The sequence below is a fragment of the Peribacillus sp. FSL M8-0224 genome (assembly GCF_038003055.1).
GTDB classification, from domain to species: domain Bacteria; phylum Bacillota; class Bacilli; order Bacillales; family DSM-1321; genus Peribacillus; species Peribacillus frigoritolerans.
This window is the reverse complement of the sequence record NZ_JBBOOJ010000001.1, coordinates 2,873,084-2,895,847: the sequence shown is the minus strand read 5'-3', so window position 1 is coordinate 2,895,847 and position 22,764 is coordinate 2,873,084. Positions and strand designations below refer to the sequence as shown.

General features: G+C 38.2%; 21 protein-coding genes. 16 read left to right on the top strand and 5 right to left on the bottom strand.

Annotation, left to right across the window (positions count from 1 at the left end; translation table 11 throughout):
* The first annotated feature begins 12 nt into the window (after positions 1-12).
* Positions 13-1,455, top strand: a complete 1,443-nt coding sequence (locus MKX49_RS13790; protein WP_340876786.1) for an aldehyde dehydrogenase family protein — start codon at positions 13-15, stop codon at positions 1,453-1,455.
* A gap of 63 nt (positions 1,456-1,518) precedes the next feature.
* Positions 1,519-2,550 (top strand): aromatic ring-hydroxylating oxygenase subunit alpha, encoded by a 1,032-nt coding sequence (locus MKX49_RS13785; RefSeq protein ID WP_340876785.1) that lies wholly within the window; start codon positions 1,519-1,521, stop codon positions 2,548-2,550.
* A 194-nt stretch (positions 2,551-2,744) separates the two neighbouring features.
* Here MKX49_RS13785 and MKX49_RS13780 read toward each other — a convergent pair whose 3' ends face one another.
* Positions 2,745-3,191: a DUF5392 family protein gene (locus tag MKX49_RS13780; protein ID WP_323597687.1), complete on the bottom strand. Its 447-nt coding sequence runs from the start codon at positions 3,189-3,191 to the stop codon at positions 2,745-2,747.
* A 484-nt stretch (positions 3,192-3,675) separates the two neighbouring features.
* Between MKX49_RS13780 and MKX49_RS13775 the strand changes: the two genes are divergently transcribed.
* Together MKX49_RS13775 and MKX49_RS13770 are read left to right on the top strand one after the other, a co-directional pair.
* Positions 3,676-4,056, top strand: coding sequence for a hypothetical protein (locus tag MKX49_RS13775; RefSeq protein WP_340876783.1), 381 nt, complete (start codon positions 3,676-3,678; stop codon positions 4,054-4,056).
* Positions 4,046-4,516 (top strand): endolytic transglycosylase MltG, encoded by a 471-nt coding sequence (locus MKX49_RS13770; protein WP_063593962.1) that lies wholly within the window; start codon positions 4,046-4,048, stop codon positions 4,514-4,516. Before MKX49_RS13775 ends, MKX49_RS13770 begins: the two co-directional genes overlap by 11 nt.
* Positions 4,517-5,168: 652 nt before the next feature.
* On the opposite strand, the gene MKX49_RS13765 is transcribed toward MKX49_RS13770, so the two are convergent.
* The 3 genes from MKX49_RS13765 to MKX49_RS13755 are packed head-to-tail and all read right to left on the bottom strand — an operon-like array spanning position 5,169 to position 7,458.
* Entirely contained in the window at positions 5,169-5,744 is a 576-nt protein-coding gene (locus tag MKX49_RS13765) for a hypothetical protein (RefSeq protein ID WP_336864395.1), read from the bottom strand.
* 20 nt (positions 5,745-5,764) lie between these two features.
* Positions 5,765-6,340 carry a membrane-spanning protein gene (locus tag MKX49_RS13760; RefSeq protein WP_252266965.1) on the bottom strand — a complete coding sequence of 192 codons (576 nt, stop codon included), beginning with the start codon at positions 6,338-6,340 and terminating at the stop codon, positions 5,765-5,767.
* Positions 6,337-7,458, bottom strand: coding sequence for a GerAB/ArcD/ProY family transporter (locus tag MKX49_RS13755; protein WP_340876782.1), 1,122 nt, complete (start codon positions 7,456-7,458; stop codon positions 6,337-6,339). Before MKX49_RS13755 ends, MKX49_RS13760 begins: the two co-directional genes overlap by 4 nt.
* 659 nt (positions 7,459-8,117) lie before the next feature.
* Here MKX49_RS13755 and MKX49_RS13750 point away from each other — a divergent pair.
* The 10 genes from MKX49_RS13750 (at position 8,118) to MKX49_RS13705 (ending at position 18,527) form a co-directional block, all read left to right on the top strand.
* The gene (locus tag MKX49_RS13750; protein WP_340876781.1) at positions 8,118-8,345 is read left to right on the top strand and encodes a GNAT family N-acetyltransferase; all 228 of its coding nucleotides are present in this window, start codon (positions 8,118-8,120) and stop codon (positions 8,343-8,345) included.
* A 632-nt stretch (positions 8,346-8,977) separates the two neighbouring features.
* Positions 8,978-10,657: a spore germination protein gene (locus tag MKX49_RS13745; RefSeq protein WP_445670128.1), complete on the top strand. Its 1,680-nt coding sequence runs from the start codon at positions 8,978-8,980 to the stop codon at positions 10,655-10,657.
* Between the two features lie 26 nt (positions 10,658-10,683).
* Positions 10,684-11,871 (top strand): Ger(x)C family spore germination protein, encoded by a 1,188-nt coding sequence (locus tag MKX49_RS13740; protein ID WP_063593957.1) that lies wholly within the window; start codon positions 10,684-10,686, stop codon positions 11,869-11,871.
* A 6-nt stretch (positions 11,872-11,877) separates the two neighbouring features.
* Entirely contained in the window at positions 11,878-12,111 is a 234-nt protein-coding gene (locus tag MKX49_RS13735; protein ID WP_053535516.1) for a hypothetical protein, read from the top strand.
* 13 nt (positions 12,112-12,124) lie between these two features.
* Positions 12,125-13,210 carry a GerAB/ArcD/ProY family transporter gene (locus tag MKX49_RS13730; protein ID WP_252266962.1) on the top strand — a complete coding sequence of 362 codons (1,086 nt, stop codon included), beginning with the start codon at positions 12,125-12,127 and terminating at the stop codon, positions 13,208-13,210.
* Positions 13,211-13,470: 260 nt separating this feature from the next.
* Positions 13,471-14,457, top strand: coding sequence for an SIS domain-containing protein (locus tag MKX49_RS13725; protein ID WP_336864389.1), 987 nt, complete (start codon positions 13,471-13,473; stop codon positions 14,455-14,457).
* Positions 14,458-14,573: 116 nt separating this feature from the next.
* A complete protein-coding gene (locus MKX49_RS13720; RefSeq protein WP_340876780.1) occupies positions 14,574-15,860 on the top strand; it encodes an ABC transporter substrate-binding protein in 1,287 nt (428 codons plus the stop codon).
* A 41-nt stretch (positions 15,861-15,901) separates the two neighbouring features.
* The gene (locus MKX49_RS13715) at positions 15,902-16,780 is read left to right on the top strand and encodes a carbohydrate ABC transporter permease (RefSeq protein ID WP_034307788.1); all 879 of its coding nucleotides are present in this window, start codon (positions 15,902-15,904) and stop codon (positions 16,778-16,780) included.
* An 86-nt stretch (positions 16,781-16,866) separates the two neighbouring features.
* Positions 16,867-17,673 carry a carbohydrate ABC transporter permease gene (locus tag MKX49_RS13710; protein WP_226990416.1) on the top strand — a complete coding sequence of 269 codons (807 nt, stop codon included), beginning with the start codon at positions 16,867-16,869 and terminating at the stop codon, positions 17,671-17,673.
* Between the two features lie 17 nt (positions 17,674-17,690).
* On the top strand, positions 17,691-18,527 hold the full coding sequence (locus MKX49_RS13705; protein WP_340876779.1) for a PfkB family carbohydrate kinase: 837 nt from the start codon (positions 17,691-17,693) through the stop codon (positions 18,525-18,527).
* A 36-nt stretch (positions 18,528-18,563) separates the two neighbouring features.
* Here MKX49_RS13705 and MKX49_RS13700 read toward each other — a convergent pair whose 3' ends face one another.
* Positions 18,564-19,322, bottom strand: coding sequence for a GntR family transcriptional regulator (locus MKX49_RS13700; RefSeq protein WP_340876778.1), 759 nt, complete (start codon positions 19,320-19,322; stop codon positions 18,564-18,566).
* A 344-nt stretch (positions 19,323-19,666) separates the two neighbouring features.
* On the opposite strand from MKX49_RS13700, the gene MKX49_RS13695 reads away from it, so the two are divergent.
* Positions 19,667-20,860 carry a M14 family zinc carboxypeptidase gene (locus tag MKX49_RS13695; protein ID WP_048680271.1) on the top strand — a complete coding sequence of 398 codons (1,194 nt, stop codon included), beginning with the start codon at positions 19,667-19,669 and terminating at the stop codon, positions 20,858-20,860.
* 457 nt (positions 20,861-21,317) lie between these two features.
* Positions 21,318-22,382, top strand: coding sequence for a M14 family zinc carboxypeptidase (locus MKX49_RS13690; protein ID WP_340876776.1), 1,065 nt, complete (start codon positions 21,318-21,320; stop codon positions 22,380-22,382).
* Positions 22,383-22,764 lie beyond the last annotated feature (382 nt).

Sequence of the window (22,764 nt, the reverse complement as noted above, 5' to 3'; positions counted from 1 at the left end):
GGAGGAAATAGTATGCGTTACTTAAATTATATTAATGGAAAATGGAAAGAACCCACTACAGGAGAGTATAGAGAAAATCTTAGTCCCCATGATGGTGAAAATTTAGGAGAATTTCCATCAAGTGCTGCGGCTGATTTACATGATGCAGTGGCAGCCGCAAAAAATTCATTTCCTGACTGGAAAAAGTTGTCGTTTCAGCAACGGGCTTCATACTTGCAGAAAGCAGCTGATATTTTGAAAAAGAATATTCAGGAAGTAGGTCAAGATTTGATAAAGGAAGAAGGAAAAACATTCTTGGAAGGGATGGGGGAAGCCAATCGAGCTGCCAGCATACTTGAATATTATGCTGCTGAAGCCCGGCAGCCAATCGGGGAAGTAATTCCTTCAGCCAATGCCAATACATTTTTATACACTATCCGCATCCCGCTAGGTCCGGTGGGGTTGATTACACCATGGAATTTTCCTATCGCCATCCCTGTATGGAAATTGGCGCCGGCCCTGATTTACGGGAATACAGTCGTGATTAAACCGGCTGATCTTACACCTAAGTCTGTCTATCATGTGATAAAAGCCTTTGATGAGGCGGGTCTTCCGCCCGGTGTCATCAATTGTGTATTCGGAAGGGGTTCCGTCATTGGTGCTGCATTAGTGGAACATCCTGATGTGAAGGCTATATCTTTTACGGGCTCGAATCAAGTAGGTCAGCAAATTCAAAAACAAGCCATTGAGCATGGAAAGAAAGTGCAAGCGGAAATGGGAGGGAAAAACCCGCTTGTCGTCCTCGCCGATGCTGATCTTGAAAAAGCAGTGGAAATAGCTATAGGCGGAGCTTTTAAATCCACAGGGCAAAAATGCACAGCCACTAGCCGGGTGATTGTGGAAGAAGGAATTTATGAAGTATTCCGGGATCTTCTGGTGGCTCGTACGAAAGAATTAAAGGTGGGCAACCCGCTCAACGAAGAAACATATATCGGTCCCGCTGTATCTAAATCACAACGCGATGGCGTGCTTGAAATGATCGATGTTGGCAAATCAGAAGCTACACTTTTGTGCGGAGGAGAAATCCCGGCAGAAGTGGAATTGGCCAATGGTTTTTATGTCAAGCCGGCAATCTTTGAAAATGTTCCTCAACATGCCCGCATTGCGCGTGAAGAAATCTTTGGACCGGTCATTGCCCTTTTTAAGGCCGGAAATTATGAGGAAGCAGTTAAGATGGCGAATGATACAGAGTATGGGTTGAGCGCAGCCATTTGTACAAATAATTTAACTTCGGCTCAACGGTTTATTGAAGATGTTGAAGTGGGTCTTGTTCATGTCAATTCGGAAACAGCAGGAACCGAACCGCAAATGCCATTTGGCGGATGTAAAAATTCAAGTGCGGGCAGCCGTGAACAAGGGAAGAGTGCCGTTGAATTCTATACAGAAGTCAAGACAGTCTATATGGATCGGGTATAACGCAAATTGAACTAAGCGTGTTTAAACTTTTAAATTAGATCAAAAACAGGAGGGGAATTAAATATGTCCACGAAAGAAAATGTACAGTTCAGCCCTACACTGCCTTATTCACGGTATGTCAATCCAGAGGTATTCAAAGAAGAAAGTAAAAAAATCTTCAGAAAGAGTTGGATATTGGCGGGGCATGCAAGCCAAATGGAAAAGGTAGGCGATTTCATGACATTAGATATCGCCGGAGAGCCTATTATCGTTTCACATGGTACAGATGGTGAACTGCGTGCTTTCTACAATATTTGCCCTCATCGCGGAATGAAAGTAGAAAACGCCGATAAAGGAAATAAGAAAATTTTACAATGCGGATACCATGGATGGACGTTCAAATTAGACGGAAGTGTAAATAGAGCCCCTAATTTTAAAACGAATGAATTGGGAATACACAGCTGTATGAAATCCATTCGCTTAGAAGTTCAGAATGCCATGATTTTTGTCAATCTTGACAAAAATGCACCCTCTATGGCAGAAGCATATCAGGAATTTTTAGAGGAAATGAAAGAGTATCCATTCTTTGATTCACTGAAATTAGTTAGGGAAACCCGCCGTGAAGTAAAAGCTAATTGGAAGGCTGTTGTTGACAATTACCTGGAATGTGATCATTGTTCCATTGCTCATCCTGGCTTTGCAAAATCCTTTGATTTAGCCAACTTTTGCACAACGACACACGACAAATTCACCTATCAATATATGACAGCAAGCAAGAATGGCGAAGGGGACCAAGCGCGTTTTTATTGGGTTTGGCCAAATATGATGATTAACGTTTATCCAGGAGACGGAAACGTGAATACCATTCAAGTAATTCCCGTTGATGCTGTGACGTCGTTAGGTATTTATCGGGATTATTCCTTAGATGAAAAAACAACCATAGAAAAAGAAGAATATTTTAAATTTGTTGATCAAGTACGGCAGGAAGATTTTGATCTAGTGGAAAAACTGCAAAAAGGATTAAGTTCCGAGGCATTTACAAATGGAATCTTTTCTCCAACAGAACATGCTGCAGTCTATTTTCATGAACTCATTGAAAATAAGCTCCAGAACTAACCACTGAGCTCTCAATTGGAATGCACTAAAAAAGGAATGTTCAGGGAGAATTTGTAAATGGAAAAACCTGAGCAACCAACCAGTATGATTCTGCAGTTTACCGGAGCATACTGGTTGAGTTGTTTTTTTTTTGCCGCCTTTTTTGCCTTATTTGAACACCGATAAAGTTATGAAATTTGCGAACTTCCTTTTATTTATTCGGGGTGGGAGGATTTGTTCTTCCATTGTTGTTCTTCAGCAAGAAACTCAAAAAAAACATTCATGGCAGTAAGCGGATGCTCATTTACTCGTTTATAGTAGTTGTTTTTTCTGGCATCTGTTAAATAGTTGCTTTTTTTGATTCTCTCCAACATATATTTTTGACTCATTTTCACTATTTCTCTTTGATTGTGTTTGTTTTCTTTTAATAAGGCAAATCCTACAGCTCCCACCAATGCATAGATTCCAAGTGCGATTTTCGAGATGGGTAAAGAGTCGTTCTTAAATAAAAGAAAAAAAAGATTAATGATGGAAAAGCCTATCATCACCGTTGAAAAAAAACCGTATTTCATATTTTTCTTCAACAAGGGGGACAACTTTAATTGAAGTTGTTCGATTTCGTCTTGCATGAAACCCGGTATATTATTTATTTTGATATTCATTGTTTCCTCCTTATTATCTTGCACCAATAAATAAATGGCACTGTAAAATCGTACCTATTAATGAAATAGGAAAAGGAACCTATATATATCTTATCGTTTGGAAACATGTTTGTCATTTAATATACCCTTGGACCTTTTTGAGGGAAAAGTAAACGCAGTGACACATGTGGATGATCAATGGAATGCCCTGTTATATGTGTTGAAAAAAATTCTTGCAGTATGAGGAGTCGAAATACAGATCATTTACCTTAATAAACCAATAGTGGTATGAATGATGAATAGATTATGGTAAAATGGTCCTTAAATGGAAGCTTTATTTTTCGATTTTTCATTATTAATAGTCATGAATGACCTTCCCGCGCCTTTTTTTGTCATAATTACGTGACTATTGTGGTATTTAGTACTTTTAAATCGAGTTTTGGAACAAATCAATATATAATTAGAAAGCGAGATAGTAGATTCAAAGATTAAGGAGGGACATAGAATGATGGAATGGGCTCTGATCATTTTGTTCGCTGCAGCAGTATTACTGTTCATTTTATCGTTTATTAAAAAGGATTCTGTAAAAGTGGACAATCAATTGGAACAGATTGCCAGCACTTTTGGGGATGAAGTGAATGTATTACAGGAAAAAATCAGGAACATCGAGATAGATGCTGAAATTACGGTGCAAGAGGCAGGCATTTTGGCAATGTCTTCCGAAAAGCGAAACATGTTGCGTGAAGTACTAGACCTACATAAGCGAGGCTATTCATTTGAAAGCATCGCACTTAAGACAAAACAGCCGGAAGAAGAAATAGAACGGATGCTTACTCCTTACATGAAAACGACGAATGAAAGGAGAAATGTGGCCAATGACATCTAAATCAATGCGCAGCTTTGCCGGAGGCCTTGTTGTTGCCGCAGGCTTATGCGGTGCAGTGTACTTCTTTGGTCCAGGTGAAGTGACCGGCACGTCAGAGAAACTATCAGAAGATGAAATGAAAGAGTCTCTGGCTTCAGAAGGGTATGTCATACATTCCGAAAAAGAATGGGAAGATCAGATTGCTGAAGCACAGTCGGTTAAAGATAAGGCGGAGGCGGAAAAAGAAACGGTAAAAGAACCAACGGAAAAAATCATATACCGTACAGTTCTTACTGTATCTAAAGGCTCGACAAGCATCGATGTGGGTAAAACCCTACAAAAAGCTAAAGTCATCAAAAATGCCAATGAATTTTCCGACGCGGTTGAAAAGAAAGGCAAGGCCAACGGATTGCGACCTGGAACATATGTGGTAGATAGTGCCATGACGACGGAAAAAATAATTTCCATCATATTTAAATGAACATAAAAATGACCATCGGTAAGATGGTCGTTTCAGAATGTAGACAAACTCGATGAAAATCGAGTTTGTCTACATTTTTTTTTGCTTGTACAAATTTGGACGTTGATTGGAACGTAGGGCACTCGCTTTCCGCGCGCGGTCCGCCCTCGGCGCACTTGCGCCTTTGGGGTCTCCCTTGGACTCGCTATTCCCCCAGGAGTCTCGCACACCCGCTCCAATCAACAATGTTTTTGGATGGAACTCCTTTTGTCTATAAAAGGGATAAATGGTCATCCCGAACCCCCTTGCAGACAGTCGGCGGAAAGGGAGCGGGTTTCTGAAATCAACTGGAATGTTTTTTTTAAAAAGACCTTAGACCGATAATGGAATATGTTGGTCTCAGTTAGTTCACAGCATAGGGGTGAAAGGTCTTATCCGAATCCCTTTCACGATTTTTCTGATGGAATGGATACCATAATTTCAAAACAAACTTGGTTATACACCATGACTTTTTATTCATTTAAATAGAAAGAAACCTCATTAGATTGAAGAAATTTGCGACACTCCTGCCGAATAACTGGCTAGCCGAGACCCCGGAGACGTTTGCGTCGAGGAGGCTTGGCAGACAGTCGGCGGAAAGGGAGCGGATTTCTGAAATCAACTGGAATATTTTTTATATTTTTTTTAACTTAATCTTTGTCCGCACTCCGGCCCACACTGCAATGATAAGTCCTCCAATCGTATCCGCGATTAAATCGATCATTGTATCTTTATTTCCCCCGCCTTGTAGTGTCATTCCGAATAATTGATCAGAACAAAATTCGTAGATCTCCCATATGACACCACCAAGTGCCGAGAAAGAAAGGGTAAACAAAAAGACGAACCAAGGGGATATCTCTTTGCCTGCATTTCTGTATACCAATCGTTCATATAAAGCAATTCCCGAAAAAGCAAGAAGGGAACCGCTTAACAAATGCAAAAATGTGTCCCACCAACCCAATCCATACCAACCTAAAATAGATCCTAAAAATTGTGAACCGAATAAGAAGATCAAATAGGAAATGACAATTGGCAAATTGAATTGAAGCTTGGTAAATAAGGCCAGTGAAAGGGGAATTGCCCCACATACCACACCGCCTATCGAAACCAGTGATTTGAAAGTTTCATCGGCTGTATAGTAATAAATAGATAAAGCTCCCATGAAAAGTACATACACTAAACTTAATGAAATAACTAGCTTACGATTCATATGATTACCTCAACAAATCATCATAATTTTAATTTTTGTACACTAGAATAAATGGAAATGAGCAGGCCGCCGGTTAGTCCGAAAATTATATCGTACATGGTATCTTTGTTACCGCCTCGCTGCATGGTATGAGTAAAAGTGAGATCTCCTGCGAACTCATATATTTCCCAAAGAACAGTGGCAGTGACTGAAAGTGAGAGAACAAAAAGGAAAATGACCCACCTTGAAACATCTTTTCTCGCTTTTTGAGGGATGTATAGTTTATAAAGGGCAATCCCCACAAAACCCACGAAGATGCCTTTGTAGAAGTGAAGTCCAGAGTCCCACCATTTAAAATCAACATAAAAATTTGCGATGGATCCTAAAAATGTCGTACAGAAAACAAAAACATAATAGCCGATTATGATAGGAATGTTAAAGGGATTATTTTTTACAAACAGTAATGAAATGGGCATGGCACTTACCAATATTCCCCCAAGAGCTACCATCCATCGGGAAGAATCATCTTTTTTGAGGTAAAAGATGAGTAAACCAGTCATGAATGCTATAAATACCAAACTAAAAATAATGATTATTTTATGTTTCAATATACTCACCTCATTCGTGGGGGCTTTTTAATGATGTTTCTAAATTTAGCTGTTATAAACAATAATAAAGGCATGACCAGACCAAAAGCCGCTGCATGGAATAACCATATATTTTTATTGTATTCCCCGGATGAAGAGACCGTCGGAAAAACAATCAATGAATAAAAAACCATTATCATCCCTAAAGCTGTAGTAAATGGCCGATAATCTTTTATATTGAAAATGTTTGAAAATACGACAACCGAAACATAAAAATACATAACCGTCCTCGTATAGGTTGTGAAAATCCAAATAGTGGCAATTACTGCTTCGATCCGCATTAGGAAATTCCCTACATTTATTTTTTTGGCCATCGTATAGCTTGGAGCGATATTTCTTGCGGTGTTATGGGGTCCAAGAACCAAGATATCCATCATGATAACCAGAATTAATATGATTCCTCCGATCAAAGTGCCAATATAAAAAGCTTTTCCCCCTTTTTTTCTTTCACTGACTTTGGAAGGGAAAATCATTAAAAACATAACAGGAGACAGCGTGAACACGCTGACATAAAAAAGTATCGCCCGTATTAATGGTTTAGCGCCTCCTTCAAATACTGGCTGAATGTTTTGAATGTTTGCTTGAGGAATGATGGAAACCAAAAAAATAGTAAGTAATATTAATACGGGTATGAAGAATATTTCCAACGTGCGTGTAAAAGTTTCAAAACCAAGGCGGACTGTAAAGATCACTACTGCAGCTAACAATATATTTAAAGCTATAAGAGGAGTATCCGGCATCCAAAAAGTTTTAATGAAATTCCCCACATAATAAGTGGTCTCGGCAGCAGTTGAAAAAGACCAGAAGAAAAATGTGAGATTGATCATCTTTCCGACTAACTTACCGAAAACCTTTTCATTTATTTGATCTAAAGCGAGATCAGGATATAAATTTCCAACCTTGATGTAAAACCATACAAAAATTAATGCGATTCCTGTTCCAAATAATGCAGCAAGCCACGCATCCTGCTTTGCAAAACCAGCTAAAGGAGAAGGAGTATGTAAAATAACCGTTCCTACCGAATACAAAAGGATTAAAATCATCAATTGATGTGATGAAATTTTGAAACTGCCAGGCCTTATATTCACCTATTTGTTTGTTCCTTCCTTCTTAATACTCCCTATTTTTGGCTATTCTTGTTCAAGTTATTCACACGGACATCAATTGCCTATCTTCAACAATCCAGCCCCGTATCATCAATCGGTCGCGATTTTCTGCCTTTTTACTGATATAGCTCTACTATACAATCATCGAATTACTGTCCCTGTCCAAGAGTATGTAATTTAATTCCTTAGTCCCGAACTTTAATGGTTTAGGAACCGTATATTGTTTTAACTGCGGCCTAATTTTTCAGTAATTCCTCATAGTATTTGATAAGGCCCTTCTCTACTTTCCAGGACGATATTAATTGTACTGAACTTGTACATATCCTTTGGTATGGCACAATACTTGCATATGATTTATTGGTATATCTAATATTTGGAGAAAGGAAGAGGATGGGAAACTGTTGGACACTCAATTATTGAAAAACATTTAAGTTCTAGGTTATCGAGCATATTTGATAAGCTTAAATGTCAGAAAATTAATCCGGATTCATAAAGGGGAAGACGGAGCAGTTAAACTTAAAATGTTAGGAGAATATTAGTATGAAAATACCAGTGGAAAATATAGTGGAGTTAACTGTAGAACATCAATTTTTACAGGCTTATCCTATATTGAGTCAGTTAGTCTAGATTTATTAAATGAAATGCGTAAGGAGGGAAAACAGTTATTTGCTTTATATCATGATACAAGCATCGTAGCATTAGCAGGTATTAGCTGGCGTGAAGATTCATATAATGAACGCTATGTTTATGTGCAAGATTTGGTTACTGATGTAAATCATCGTCCTAGTGGCCTTGGATATAATCTGCTCAGTTATATACATAATTGGGCAAAAGAACAAGGAGCTGAATATATTACATTGGAAGCTTGAAATCGGCGCCTTGTCACCCATAAATGTACAATTTTTTAGGATGGGGAAGGGTACCTATTGGGTGTAGCTTTTTTTCATACATATATACCGGAAATGAAATGTTGCGACTTCAAGAGTATTGGGAAAATGGAGACAAAACAATTATAAAGTTGAGTTTGGAAAAACCAGGTATTAATAAACTTGGAATGAAAACAAGTTAAAGGAAAAAAGTTCTTTGCTCCCTAATCTAAGCCATCCAAAAATTAGTTGAAAGCTTTTAAAAACTCTGTGGAAGTCTGCAGAGTTTTTTTTGCTTTAAACCATCCTTTTTTCTTTCAATTTAGTCCAATAATGGATTATGCGAATATTGGCAATCTATGCATTTACTCATAGGATCCTTTTATACATAATTTCCAATGAATTTGATTTAGATTGTGCAACCTGCTGAATTGACTCCAAAAGGCAAATTGTTTCCGAGTTTGAAAAGATGGTAGGAAGTGGTTTTAATTTGTTGGAGAAAAGTAGAATTTTGATAAACGATTATCATGTATATTATGTTTTTTGCACGGCAATTTATTTTACTTACATGGATATAATTGCAGCCAAGGTGAAAACATAATTTTAACAAGCTTTTGGTTATGAGGGGGTTAGCATTGAAATCTCGAGTTCCTATCCCATTGAGGAAGTTAATTGAAGATAAACAATCGGTGAAAAATAAACAACAACAAGAAGACCTAAATCAAAGCGGAAATCCAAACTCCAGCAAAACTAAAAATCAGGACCAAAATCCAGTTCAATCCCAAAACGGAAGGAAGGACTCAAAGAATCATCAAACAAAACTTATATCCCCTGATCTTCAATATAATATAGACCATATTAAGAAAACGTTAGGAAATAGTTCAGACATCGTTATAAGGGATTTCCAAGCTGGTAAAAATGGGGAAATTAAATTAGGCATCATTTACACAGATGGATTAACGGATTCTGCTTCCATCCAGGATTTAATCCTCGACACTTTGATGGTTGAAATTCGGAACTCTGACTTGGAAGTAGCGGTCCATGATTGTTTTGAAATAATAAAATCACATACTCTTCCTGTAGGGGGAATAGTGGAAATAACTGATTTTCAAAAGCTTTTTAACCATGTTTTATCGGGAGACACGATGTTATTGATGGACGGCTCCCCAAAAGGATTGGCACTCGGCTCAAGAGGTTGGGTCGATCGCGGAGTTCAAGAACCTTCCTCCCAAACAGTAGTAAGAGGGCCAAAGGATGGGTTTACTGAAACACTGCGAACAAATACTGCTTTAATTAGACGGAGAATAAAAGATCCTAACCTTTGGCTTGAAACAAAGCAGATTGGAGAAAAAACGCAAACAGACGTTGCGATTATGTATTTAAAAGGTGTTGCCAATGATAAAACGGTTTCAGAATTGCAAAGCCGGTTAAATCGAATCAATATAGATGCGATTCTTGAGAGTGGATACATTGAAGAGCTTATTCAGGATGAAGTATACACTCCATTTCCAACGGTTTATAATACGGAACGTCCTGATGCTGTAGCCGCTGCCATTTTAGAAGGAAGGATTGCAATAATGGTTGACGGAACGCCGTTTGTCCTTATCATTCCAGCCCTGATGGTGCATTTTTTCCAGTCCAGTGAAGACTATTATCAACGGGCAGACATTGCCACATTAATTCGAGTATTACGGTATTTATCCTTTTTCCTAGCTTTGTTAACACCGTCACTTTATGTAGCTGTTTCGACTTTTCATCAAGAAATGCTTCCTACTCCATTACTCATAAGTCTAGCTTCACAACGAGAAGGAGTTCCTTTTCCTGCTTTTGTGGAGGCGATGCTGATGGAGGTAGTGTTTGAAATTTTGCGTGAGGCAGGTGTGAGGATGCCAAGGGCAATCGGTTCATCCATTTCCATCGTTGGTGCATTAGTTATTGGACAGGCTGCTGTCGAAGCAGGGTTCGTTTCAGCAACAATGGTTATCATCGTGTCCTTAACAGCCATCTGCAGCTTTGTGTTTCCAGCCAATAGTATGGCCAGCGCTTTTCGGATGCTTCGATTCTTGTTTATGATCCTTGCCGCTACATTTGGATTATACGGGATCATTTTGGGGCTGATCGTGATGGTCCTGCATTTAAATAGCTTACGATCTTTTGGTTTACCATATTTAGCTCCAAATGCACCATTCATTTTACAAGATCAAAAAGACAACATCATTCGTATGCCACATTGGTCATTATTAAAGCGGCCTCGATTGATCAGTAAAAATGATACAGACAGAGGAGATGTCAGTTCTCCGAAACCACCTAGATAAAATGATGAGATGATGAGGGTTTTACGATGAAAAAAATGCTAAAGGTATTTTTAACGTTACCTATGATTTGTTTATCCGGCTGTTGGAGCAGCATTGAGTTGAATGAACTTGCCATCGTTACTGCCATGGGAATTGATAAAACGGAAGATGGGTATCTTGTAAGCGTCCAAGTTCTGAATTCGAGCGAGTTGGCAGGTGATGCCAGGTCTGGCCGCACGGAAGTTGTAACCTTCAGGAAAAGCGGTGCAACCATTGCTGAAGCAATTAGAAGCCTATCAACTGATGTACCAAGGAGGTTATATGTCGCACATCTTCGTGAAATTGTCTTTGGTGAGGAAATGGCCAGGGCAGGAATTGCAAAGCCTCTGGATGTCCTTTCCCGGCAAAAGGAGTTGCGTTCCGATTTCTATATGACCGTTGCGAAGGGAGCAACTGCTTATGATACGCTTAATGTCCAAACGGCCCTTGAAAAAATACCGGCAAATAAAGTTTTTGATGCCTTGGAAAATTCAGAGAGAAGATGGGCGCCGACAAGGACGGTCACTTTAGATGAGCTGGTCAGCAGTATCGTCAGCAAAGGCAGACAGGCCATGCTAACGGGGATTCTAGTTTATGGTGATCCCGAATCAGGAAGCAATGTTACGAATGCACAAAATATCTCCCCGAAATCCGGCTTACGATTGGATTATCTTGGAGTATTCAAGAAGGATAAACTTGTCGGCTGGTTAAACAGGAACGACAGTAAAGGTGTTAGTTACATTACAGATCATGTTAAGTCCACTGCGGTAAATATACCATGTGAAGGTGATCAAATTACGGTCAACACGACTAGTTCAAAAACGAAAATCAAAGGGAAAGTGGAAAATGGAAATCCAAAAATTGATATAAATGTCACCTCAGAAGGGAGTATAGGTGAGGTAGAATGCACAATCGATTTAACTAAACCCGAAAAAATCGAAGAATTGAATAAAAGATACGAAAAAGATATTAAAGCTAAAATAGAAGGATCTATAAAGACGCTACAAGAGAAATATCAAAGTGACATCTTCGGTTTTGGTGACGAAATTCATAGAACCGATCCTAAAGCATGGAAACGTTTACAGGAAAATTGGGAACAGGAATTCGCAAATTTGGACGTGAATGTATCCGTTGAAGCAAAGATTCGCAATTTGGGGACGATATCAGAATCCTTTCAAAAAGAAATTGAGGAGTAAAGACCAATGTGGGCAATTATTGGAACAGTTTGTACTGGAGCTATTATTTCATTTTTTGAAATACCCCCCCTAATTAAAAAGAAATGCTGGAAGGAAATTGTCATTTTCATTTTATTGCTTTTAGTTGGCATGACATTAAGTATTTTAATAATCAAGGATATTACCATTCCGACCCCTATCGACTGGATAACGAAAATATATAGTCCACTCGCTCATTTCATGGATCGCATTTTATCCTAGGGAGGTATCGAATATGCTTGAAAAAGGAAAAATCAGCTCTGGTGAATTTCTTATAATGGTCATCATATTCACCATTGGAGGAGCGATACTTACTTTACCTTCCGTACTTGTTTCATTAGCGAAACAGGATGGCTGGATTGCCTATATTATAGCTACTCTCATTGGGTTATGTTTCGTTCTCTTATTTACCCGGCTTGCCTTACTTTACCCATCCATGAATTATATAGAAGTTAATGAAAAAATATTTGGGATATGGATCGGGAAGATCTCGGCACTGCTATTCCTATTATATTTATATTACCTTTCTTCAGCGTTACTTAGTGAAATTGGGAATTTTTTTTCAACACAGGTTCTGGTTGAAACACCTATGGAAATGATTATGATCTTGTTTATAGTAACAAGCTTATTTGGTGCACGGCTAGGATTGGAAGTCATCTGCCGAACTGCATTAATCTTTTTTCCTTGGCTTGTACTGCTCCTTTTCATATTATTCGTATTTCTTATCCCAGACATCAATATCGAAAATATGCAACCTGTATTTGAAAAAGGCATGAAACCGATAATGAGGGGATCATATCACTCTTTAGCCCTGCCTTATGTTCAGCTTGTTTTCTTTTTAATGATCACTCCATATGTACATGAAAAGGCTGAAATGAAGAAAAACTTTTATTTAGGGACTATATTAGGTGGCGGCGTTCTATTCTTAGTGATCATTTTCTGTATCCTTGTATTGGGTGCTGATAATACAGCAAGATTGAACTACCCTTCTTATAAATTGGGGATGAGGATAAGCATCGGTAATTTTTTTGAAAGGGTCGAGGTCATTGTGGCCTTCATATGGGTTTTTACAGAGTATTTTAAGTTGACCATATGCTTTTATGGACTCGCTTTAGGAATAGCTCAATTGCTAGGATTAAAAAATTACAAAATTCTTCTATTCCCATTAGCTTTTCTAATTCTCACTTTCACCATCTTTTCGCATCCCGATATCGTGCATTATCAAAACTTTATGGCTACAGCTTGGACACCATTATCCTTAACGATATGTTTTATTCTGCCATTGTTATTATTAATGGTTGGGAAAATTAGAAAAAAGTAAGAAGGGTTTTCCAGTACTTTTGCAGTTCATGTTCATGTTCATGTTCATGTTCATGTTCATGTGGACATTATTTACATCTGTAAAAAAGGAAATTTGCCATGAAAATTTTGATGGGAACAGAACCGGTATGTAGCAGATTCATGGAAAAGGAGTAAATAAAATATTCTGACAAATTCATTGACTAAAGAAAGAGGATGATTTAATATAACAATATATAACATTACATAATGTTGTATATCAAATATTAAAGGAGTGGGGAAATGAGTAAATCGGTTATGAATGTAAAAAGTAATGTAAAAACAGTATTGGATCAATTAAAGGGTAGGGAAATTAACAATATTTATTTGGTAGCATGCGGGGGATCTTCTGCCATTATGTATTCAGCTAAGTATATACTGGATCGTGAAGCCAAAAATATAACCTCCGATCTGTATAGTTCAAATGAGTTTATACATCGCAATCCGCAACAACTAGGGAAGGAATCTTTAGTCATTTTATGCTCTATGTCCGGAACAACTCCTGAAACAGCCGAAGCGGCTAAGTTTGCAAAAAGTAAAGGTGCGTTTACAGTGGCATTAACTAACGAACCAGCATCACCATTGGCCCAAAATGCGGACCTTTATATTAAATATGAATGGGGGAACGGTGTAAACGCCTTCGATACAAACCTCAGTGTTTTATATCAATTAGTTTTTGGTGTACTTCATATGGCGGAAAACAATGAAAAGTTTGGAAAACTGGTATCAAGTTTGGAGAACTTACAGCCAGTGTATGAAAAAGCCCTGGAGCAAGAAGCTTCAAATGCAAGGGTATTCGCACAATCTCAGGCAAAAGAACCTGTTATCTATACAATGGCAAGTGGTTCAAACTATGGGACAGCCTATTCTTTCAGCATTTGTATCTTAATGGAAATGCAATGGATACACTCACATGCCATTCATGCTGGTGAGTACTTCCATGGACCATTCGAAATTATTGACGAAAATGTACCGTTTATCATTCTTTTGGGATTGGATGAAACAAGACCATTGGAAGAAAGAGCATTATCTTTTTCTCAGCGTTATGGCAAAAAGCTAACGGTGTTAGATGCAAAACAGTATGATCTTGATGGTATTGATGAAGAAGTAAAAGGATATATTGCACCGCTTATCTTAAATCGTGTATTACGTCAATATGCAGAAGAATTAGCGGAAGCGCGTAATCATCCCTTAAGCAAAAGGCGTTATATGTGGAAAGTAGAATACTGATAGTCACAGAAAACTTAATATTCTGTATATTTTATTTGCGAATTATACTATAATGTTTTATAACATTATAGTATAATTTCCTGGTGATAAAAGCATTTATTAAAAGGAGGGTATTCATGAGAAAAACAAAACTTTTATTCGCATCATTTTTAAGTTTATCTTTAATGCTTGGGGGATGTTCTGGTGAAAGAACATCTTCAGAATCAAATGATGGAAAAACTACCTTAACATTTTTTCATAGGTGGCCAAAGGAACCGGAAAAAACCTACTTTAATGAAGTTGTAGAAGAATTTGAAAAACAAAACCCCGATATCCATATTAAAACCGAAGCAGTCCTAAACGATTCGTATAAAGACAAAATTAAAGTTATGACAGGTACAAATAATCCACCTGATGTTTATTTCTCTTGGAGTGATGAATTTGCCAGTCAGTTTGTGCGAGGCAATAAAGCTTTGGATTTAACTTCTTATTATAAAAACGATCCGACATGGTCTTCTCAACTCGTTCCATCCCAAGTCAAACCATATACATTTAATAATAAGGTGTATGGTGTCCCCGTAACAATGGATGGAAAAATGTTTTTCTATAACAAGGATGTCTTCGAAAAATTGAACATACACCCACCTAAAACCTGGAATGAATTTATCGATGTATTAAAAGTGTTAAAAAAGAATAACTACACAGCTCTTCAATTCGGCAGTCAAGATACTTGGACAATTTCCCATTATGTGGGCACATTGAATCAACGTCTGGTTAGTCCTGAAGTGCTGGCAATGGATTATAATCGAAAAACCGGAAAATTCAAGGATGACGACTACATAAAAGCGCTTGAGAAATTCCAGGAGTTGTTACCTTATTTTAATGAGAATACTAATTCAATAGATCATGAATATGCAAGACAGCAATTTTCAAATGGTAAAGCACCTATGTTTTATGCAGAAACGGCAGAGATCAAGTTATTTGGACCCACTAAGTTTGAACTTGGAATGTTTAACTTTCCTGAGGTAGAAGGAGGAAAGGGTAATCAAACAAATCTAACGGGATCGCCTGAAGGCTTTATGATTTCTTCCAAGACAAAGCATCCCAAAGAAGCGATGGAGTTTTTAAAGTTTCTAACCACTAAACATATGGGAGAAAAACTAGTCACTGATGTGGGCAAGTATAGTGCAGTTAAAGGTACGGTGAATGAAAATAATTCTTCCCCAGAACAGCTGGAAGCGGTCCAAAGCATATTAAACACAAAAGAAATGGCCCCATGGTTTGACATGAGCATCGATGCGCGTATTGCAGATGCCTATTTAACCGGAACTCAAATGATGTTAAATGGAGATAAAACACCTAAGCAGATTATGCGAGATGTTCAAAAAGCTGCTGATACCGTTAGATTTGAAGCGGGGAAATAAGGGAAATCATTTTTCCGTTTTATTAAGGGAGTGATATTTTAATGATAAAACCCGATAAATTTGTACCTTATCTATATCTTCTTCCAGCCTTAGTTTTTTTATTGCTTGTTTATATTCCCATTTTCCAGAATATTGGCGATAGTATGTATAATTGGAGTACATTTTCACCAGATAAAGCATTTGTAGGGATGGATAACTACTTTACTTTATTTAAAGATCCCGTATTTTATGAAGCTTTAAAAAATAATATTCTTTATGCTGTCATTTCGATTGTTTTCCAGGTTTTTGGAGGGTTAATTGTTGCAGCTGTTTTAGAAGATAAATTAATCCGTAAATTTTCACCTATATTTCGAACAGTCTATTTTTTACCAGTCGTCGTTTCAATGACAGTCATCGCCTTACTGTTTTCATTTTTTTACAACCCGGAAGTAGGATTGTTAAATCAGTTTCTTAAAATGATTGGATTGAATAATTTAGCACTGCCCTGGTTGGGTGATAGTGAAACGGCAATCTATGCAGTCATTGCTGTCTCACAGTGGCAATCAATAGGTTATATAGCCATGCTATATATCGTATCCATTCAAAAAATTTCACCTGAACTATATGAAGCAGCTGAAATGGATGGAGCGAATAAAATAAAAACGTTTTTTCACATTACGGTTCCAGCAACGAAGGAAATGACATTCGTCGCCGTAATATTAACATTGACAGGTGCCTTTACAGTGTTTAATGAGCCATATATCTTAACTGGAGGGGGACCGGGAACTTCTTCGGAAGTCCTGAGTACCTATTTATATAAAACGGCTTTTTCAAAAGATATGATGGGATATGCTTCTGCCATAGCAACGGTTATCTTAATTATTACGTTACTTATTTCTCTTGTTCAAATGAAAATATTTAAAACGGGAAAGGAGGACTAATAATGGAGATGCCTAAATCAACGATCGGAGTACCGGAATTAGTTGTGGAAAATCTAGAGTATGCAAGGAAAAGAAAAACCTATAATATGAGAATAGCCCTTGTTTATGCAGGTTTAATCGCCTACTTTCTTGTTGTTGCATATCCCTTATTATGGATGGTCATCAGTTCTTTCAAAAGCACAGAGGAAATTTTTAACCATAGTTGGTCACTTCCTCATACATGGTTGTTTGAAAATTATGTTACAGCTTGGAATAGTGGGATTTCTTCCTACTTTTTAAATAGTGTCATGGTTACTGGCATGACTTGTATGCTAACGGTTTTAGTAAGTGCGTTAGGTGCATACGGATTATCTCGCTTCGATTTTCGTGGAAAGGCTTTCATTTTGGTCATATGCTTAGGCGGTTTGATGCTATCTCCCCAAGTAAGCCTGATCCCTTTGTATAATATCATTCAGAAGCTTGGGATATATAACACCCATTGGGCGTTAATCTTACCTTATGTAGCTTACAGAATTCCGCTAACCATCTTGTTGATTCGTGCCTACTTCCTGTCCATTCCGAAAGAACTGGAAGAGGCTGCCCGGCTGGATGGGTGCACAAACCTTGGAATCCTTTTTAGGATTTTCATTCCCATGAGTAAACCTATTTTATTAACGACGGTAATTTTAACAGCCTACTATACATGGAATGAATTCATGTTCGCCATCATCTTTATAGACGATGATAGTTTACGTACGATACCTGCCGGTTTAATGCAATTCCGAGATGCATTGCAAACCGATTGGGGAGTGTTGCTTTCTGGATTAACGATTTCAGCGGCACCTATCGTCATTTTATTTTTATTCATGCAGAAGTATTTTATCCGTGGAATTGCTAGTGGAAGTGTAAAATGATAACAGGGGGAACAGGCATGAAGCTAATTGGAATTGGGGATAACGTAGTAGATTTTTATAAAGACCAAGGAAAGATATATCCCGGCGGCAATTCATTAAATGTGGCAGTAATGTGCAATCGTTTAAATGATGAGCAATCTTCATATATTGGCATTGTAGGAAATGATGGGGCGGCAGACCATGTGTTGGAGGTATTGCAAAAGGAAAAGATGGAGATTAGTAGAGTAAGACAAGCAGTAGGAGAGAATGGTATGGCCGTCGTCGCGTTGGATAAGGACGGGGACCGAATTTTCATTGGTTCCAATAGAGGGGGAATTCAATCCAGATTGGGGATTGTACTGAATGACGAGGATTTGGATTATATTCGGCAACACGACCTTCTTCATACAAGTGTTTATAGCCATATAGAGCATAACCTCCCATCATTAAGCCAACTCATTGACATTTCTTTTGATTTTTCGACAAATCAAGAGGAACCCTATTTACAAAAAGTTTGTCCGTATGTGACATATGCATTTTTTTCAGGAAGTAATTTAAACGCTGCAGAGTGCCATGCACTGATTCAAAAGGTGCATTCGTTGGGCTCAAAAGTGGTATGTGTTACTCGTGGGGAAAAGGGAGCACTCTTATCAATTGAAAATCAATTATATGAACAAGCTATTATCCAAACCAAAGTTGTAGATACATTGGGGGCGGGAGATTCATTTATTGCTGGTTTTCTCTCATCGTATGTCCAAGGGCAAGATGTAAATATAGCTTTACAAAAAGGAGCTTTAGCTGCCTCCCAAACCTGTCAGGATTATGGAGCTTTTGGGTATGGTAAAGAATATATTCCTGACCATATGCTGGTTTAACGATTTATAGATGGAAAAAGGTAACGAGATCCCGGATTAGGAGGGGGATTCGTTACCTTTTTCTTGCGACATGGAACTATCAATCGTAAAGGTCACACGATTGGCAGGATAATATAAGAAAGAGGAATGGATGGGCTGCTTCTTTGCGTCATATGCCACTTTCTCCACTTTGAAAAGGGGATCTCCCACTTCGCACTCTAAAAATTTTGCTTCATCTGCATTTGCCAATACCATATTTAAAAGTTTCGTGTTATGAACAGGAGTTATATTATATTTATGCTTTATGGTGTCATACATGGAAACGGAGTTATGGACATGTTCATTTAAATTAGGCAGAACCTTTAAGGAATAATGAGAAATTTCCAAGGTGAGAGGTTGATTATCATAGTATAAGATCCGTTGTAATTCAAGAACATCATTTTCAGGAGTAATCTCCAAGGATTTAGAAATATTAGCCGGTGCGGGTATGATCCCAAATGAAAGGATTTTAGTTTTAGGTATCTTCCCTAATTCTGACATATATTCAGCATGACCGTTAACAGCAAATAGTTCCCTTTTTACTTTAGGATATTGGACAAATGTTCCCTTTCCTTGTTGGCGTATTAGAAGACCCTCTTCCACCAAGTCCAAAACCGCTTTTCTAACAGTAATGCGACTTACCCCATATATGTCACATAATTCTGTTTCGGTTGGTAATCTTTCGCCAGGAGAGTATATCCCTTTGTTTATATCTTCGATAATAGATTGTTTCAATTGCATGTATAATGGTGTAGAACTATGAGTGTTGAGTTTCATATTTTCCCCTTTCTCTTATTTTTTTCTTTTATTATAACGTAATGTGATGTTATAGTACAAATCATCAATTCGACTAAATGCATAGCCAATATATATATATGGTTAAAGGCATCCGGCAACAACGATCCGAGATAACAATGTCGGAATCGTTGTTGTGGGAAAATATGCATTTTTGCACAGCTAACATAAAAAGAGTATACATTAGTGCAGCTCCCAACTTTTAGCTAAAGCTGGTGGCAGCATCATAAAATAGTCATAATACGACATCAAATTCCAACATATTTCTACTTTTCCATTTTGTATAATGAGATAGAAAAATATTTTAAGGGAGTGATTGTTGTCATATGAAAAACAGGAAAGTTATTTCAACTCTGGGAGTTGCCGTTTTATCGGCGAGTATTGCGGCACCAGCATTTGCAGCTAATGAAACATCCCCGGGAACACCCATTCAACAAACTTATTCGGTTTCAGGTTTTACAGATCATGCTGAACTAGGGAAAAAGCTAGAACAAATTGCGAGTGATAGCCAAGGTAAAGTAAAAGTGGATGTAGCTGGATATTCCAATAGACATAGAGAAATCTATAAAGCAACCGTGGGAACTGGCGACAAAGTCGTTTTCATTCAAAGTGAGATCCATGGAAATGAGAAAACTGGTACGGATGCCATCTTGAATATCTTGAAGTTTTTGGGGACCAACTCACCTGAAGCGGAAAAAATTCGTAAAGAAATTACCCTTGTCGCTTTGCCTAAAATGAATCCCGATGCCGCTGAATTGAACCGTAGGGGAAATGATATGACCTGGGCAGAGGTCGTCGACCAGTTTCCGCAGTTAGCAGGAGCGAATCCATCTTGGAACTATTATACATACAAAAATGAATCATTCGATTATGAGTCCAAACCTGGTTTCGATGTCAATCGTGACTTTAATCCTGATTTAAATTATATTCCCCAAGCTAAAGACTTCCCTGGAAAATCATCCACCCCTGGTTGGTTCATAACACCTGAATCACAAACAACACGTGATGTTTACAAGTCTCTACTGAAGCAATACGGAAAGGTGGAGATTTTTGTGGACTTGCATCACCAAGCTCCCTATTATGAAGTTGATGGAACGGATGATTTAGTCTCCTACTCGATTTCCGCTCAATTTGTACCTGATCCAAGCTCGCCTTCAGGACAAGATTATGCCAAATATGCAAAAAACTATAATTATGATTTTTCCAGACAATTGAATGTGGCGGTATATAATGCCATGAAAGAACAAGGTAATTCTCCATATGGGAATATATCCTTATATCCGCAAAACCAAAACCTTCCTGGAACGGCTTTAGGAGCCTTTGCTTTAAACGGAAGTGGGACAGTACTCTTTGAAGTTAGAGGTCAAACACAATCTTTTGGCCAAAAGAAAAAAGGCATGCTTATTAAAGCGGTTGAAAGAGGGTTATATGGAATAATTGATGGAGTTACTGATGGCTCTGTATATAAAATCAATCCGGAACAATACGAGTCAATTCCACTGACGGAGGGCAGGCAATAATAGAAATTGAGGAAATGATAGTTCTATCAACTTCCAGCCTATATTGAAGTAACCAGACGGAACTCTAGGCAAAAGTGTTCTATCTAAAAGGTAAGACAAAGTTGATTGGAGCGGGTGTTCGAGACTCCTGCTTAGAAAAGCGGGTCTAGGGGAGACCCCGCAGGCGAAAGCCGAGGAGGCTCCCCGACCGCCCGCGGAAAGCGAGTGCCCTACGTTCCAATCAACGTCCAAATTGTACAAGCCATAAAAATAGACAAACTCGATTTTCTTCAACGGGAACAAAAATGTTTTTTGAATATCGCCTTTGTAGAAGTAATTCTTTTCAAGTTATATTACGTAGAAGAAAACTATTTGGAAACATAGTCATTTTTCACTATTAACATAAAGTAGTAAAAATGTCAGAATATTAATAATAGTTATGTTTCTTGATTATTATATTTAATAAGGAGGGTTTATTTTGAATTTTAAAAAGAAAGTTCTATCAGTTTCATTATCTAGTTTAATGACGTTAGGCGCAGTAACAGCTGTTGCGTTACCAGTCGGAGCGGTTGGAAATGGCCCCAGTGCTGGAAATGGTCAAGTGACAACTTCAAATCTTCATACATATGAAAGCCTGGTGAGCTATCTTGAAACGCAGGATGCAAAACAAGAAAGGCTGGCACTGGAAGTAATCGGGGAAACGGTAAAAGGAAGGGACATTTACCTAGCGAAGTACATGTCAAATCCTAAGAATCCTACCATACTATTTTTAACGCAACAGCATGGAAATGAACAACTGACTACCGAGGGTGCACTCGAATTCATTAAACATCTAGGCACGAACAAGACTAAAGGTATTTTGGATAATGTCAATATACTGATCATTCCCATGTTAAATGCAGATGGAGCCATGGGAGATGTTAATTTCCCTCTTGATGACTATTTAGCAAAAGGTGATCGGCATTTAACACGGGCAAATGCAAATGGGATCGACTTAAACCGTGAGCATGATAAAAAAACTGATAACATGCAAGTAGAAGTAAAGGCTTTACACAAAAATGTATTTGCGAAATACGATATAGATTACATGATAGATTTACATCATCAAGGGACGCTAAGCGAAACGGACGGTGAACTTGTTTCAGGTTCAATTCTTTATCCTACAAACGCGAACGTAAAGCCTGAAGTGTTAGAAGCCTCAAAAAAATTGGGTGCTGTCGTATATAACTCCATTGAACCAACTGGTTGGGGGCATATTGGTAGGTATGATGGCGGTTCTGGAGAAAATATAGGCCGTAATGGTGCAGCCGTCCGTTATGACATTGCCACACTGCTCTTTGAGATGCGAGGTATGTCGGACCACAATGTCGAGTCTGTAGCGCTTGGACAAAAAAGTAATGGCTATCTAATTAAGCAAACGGTAACCACTTTGGATGCAGCTGTCAGAGCTATTGCCGATGATTCAATTGAAACTGTCGATGCAAGCTTTTGGGACACCCTGCCAACACAATCCAATCGGCCTGGGGCAGAATCAGACGAATAAAAGGATGGCACATCCCATTTTCAAAGGGATGTGTTTTTTATTTTTCCACACCGATAGAAGCTCGAAGTTGTTTTATGGAATGATTTATAGTCGAAGCAGCAGGACAAGGGTAAAGATTACATAGAAAAAAAGGCATCTGCTTTCACCTAAGATGCTCAGTTTGTCGACAAAAGGGGGTTCGGAATGATTTCACATAGAACCATGATTTTAAAGGAAGATTAGATGATCCTTAATGTTTTTTTCTGTTTTATGAAATCATCAATGGATGGAAGAAATTTGCGACACTCCTGCCGAATAGCTGGCTAGCCGAGACCCCACAGACGCTTGCGTCGAGGAGGCTTGGCAGACAGTCGGCGGAAAGGGAGCGGATTTCTGAAATCAG

Excerpts from the sequence above, each read along its gene's own strand:
- MKX49_RS13740 (WP_063593957.1), top strand. The coding sequence starts at position 10,684 with ATGAAAAAAATGCTAAAGGTATTTTTAACGTTACCTATGATTTGTTTA.
- MKX49_RS13725 (WP_336864389.1), top strand. The coding sequence starts at position 13,471 with ATGAGTAAATCGGTTATGAATGTAAAAAGTAATGTAAAAACAGTATTG.
- MKX49_RS13785 (WP_340876785.1), top strand. The coding sequence starts at position 1,519 with ATGTCCACGAAAGAAAATGTACAGTTCAGCCCTACACTGCCTTATTCA.
- MKX49_RS13750 (WP_340876781.1), top strand. The coding sequence starts at position 8,118 with ATGCGTAAGGAGGGAAAACAGTTATTTGCTTTATATCATGATACAAGC.
- MKX49_RS13695 (WP_048680271.1), top strand. The coding sequence starts at position 19,667 with ATGAAAAACAGGAAAGTTATTTCAACTCTGGGAGTTGCCGTTTTATCG.
- MKX49_RS13720 (WP_340876780.1), top strand. The coding sequence starts at position 14,574 with ATGAGAAAAACAAAACTTTTATTCGCATCATTTTTAAGTTTATCTTTA.
- MKX49_RS13790 (WP_340876786.1), top strand. The coding sequence starts at position 13 with ATGCGTTACTTAAATTATATTAATGGAAAATGGAAAGAACCCACTACA.
- MKX49_RS13775 (WP_340876783.1), top strand. The coding sequence starts at position 3,676 with ATGATGGAATGGGCTCTGATCATTTTGTTCGCTGCAGCAGTATTACTG.
- MKX49_RS13770 (WP_063593962.1), top strand. The coding sequence starts at position 4,046 with ATGACATCTAAATCAATGCGCAGCTTTGCCGGAGGCCTTGTTGTTGCC.
- MKX49_RS13730 (WP_252266962.1), top strand. The coding sequence starts at position 12,125 with ATGCTTGAAAAAGGAAAAATCAGCTCTGGTGAATTTCTTATAATGGTC.
- MKX49_RS13700 (WP_340876778.1), bottom strand. The coding sequence starts at position 19,322 with ATGAAACTCAACACTCATAGTTCTACACCATTATACATGCAATTGAAA.
- MKX49_RS13715 (WP_034307788.1), top strand. The coding sequence starts at position 15,902 with ATGATAAAACCCGATAAATTTGTACCTTATCTATATCTTCTTCCAGCC.
- MKX49_RS13765 (WP_336864395.1), bottom strand. The coding sequence starts at position 5,744 with ATGAATCGTAAGCTAGTTATTTCATTAAGTTTAGTGTATGTACTTTTC.
- MKX49_RS13710 (WP_226990416.1), top strand. The coding sequence starts at position 16,867 with ATGAGAATAGCCCTTGTTTATGCAGGTTTAATCGCCTACTTTCTTGTT.
- MKX49_RS13705 (WP_340876779.1), top strand. The coding sequence starts at position 17,691 with ATGAAGCTAATTGGAATTGGGGATAACGTAGTAGATTTTTATAAAGAC.
- MKX49_RS13780 (WP_323597687.1), bottom strand. The coding sequence starts at position 3,191 with ATGAATATCAAAATAAATAATATACCGGGTTTCATGCAAGACGAAATC.
- MKX49_RS13735 (WP_053535516.1), top strand. The coding sequence starts at position 11,878 with ATGTGGGCAATTATTGGAACAGTTTGTACTGGAGCTATTATTTCATTT.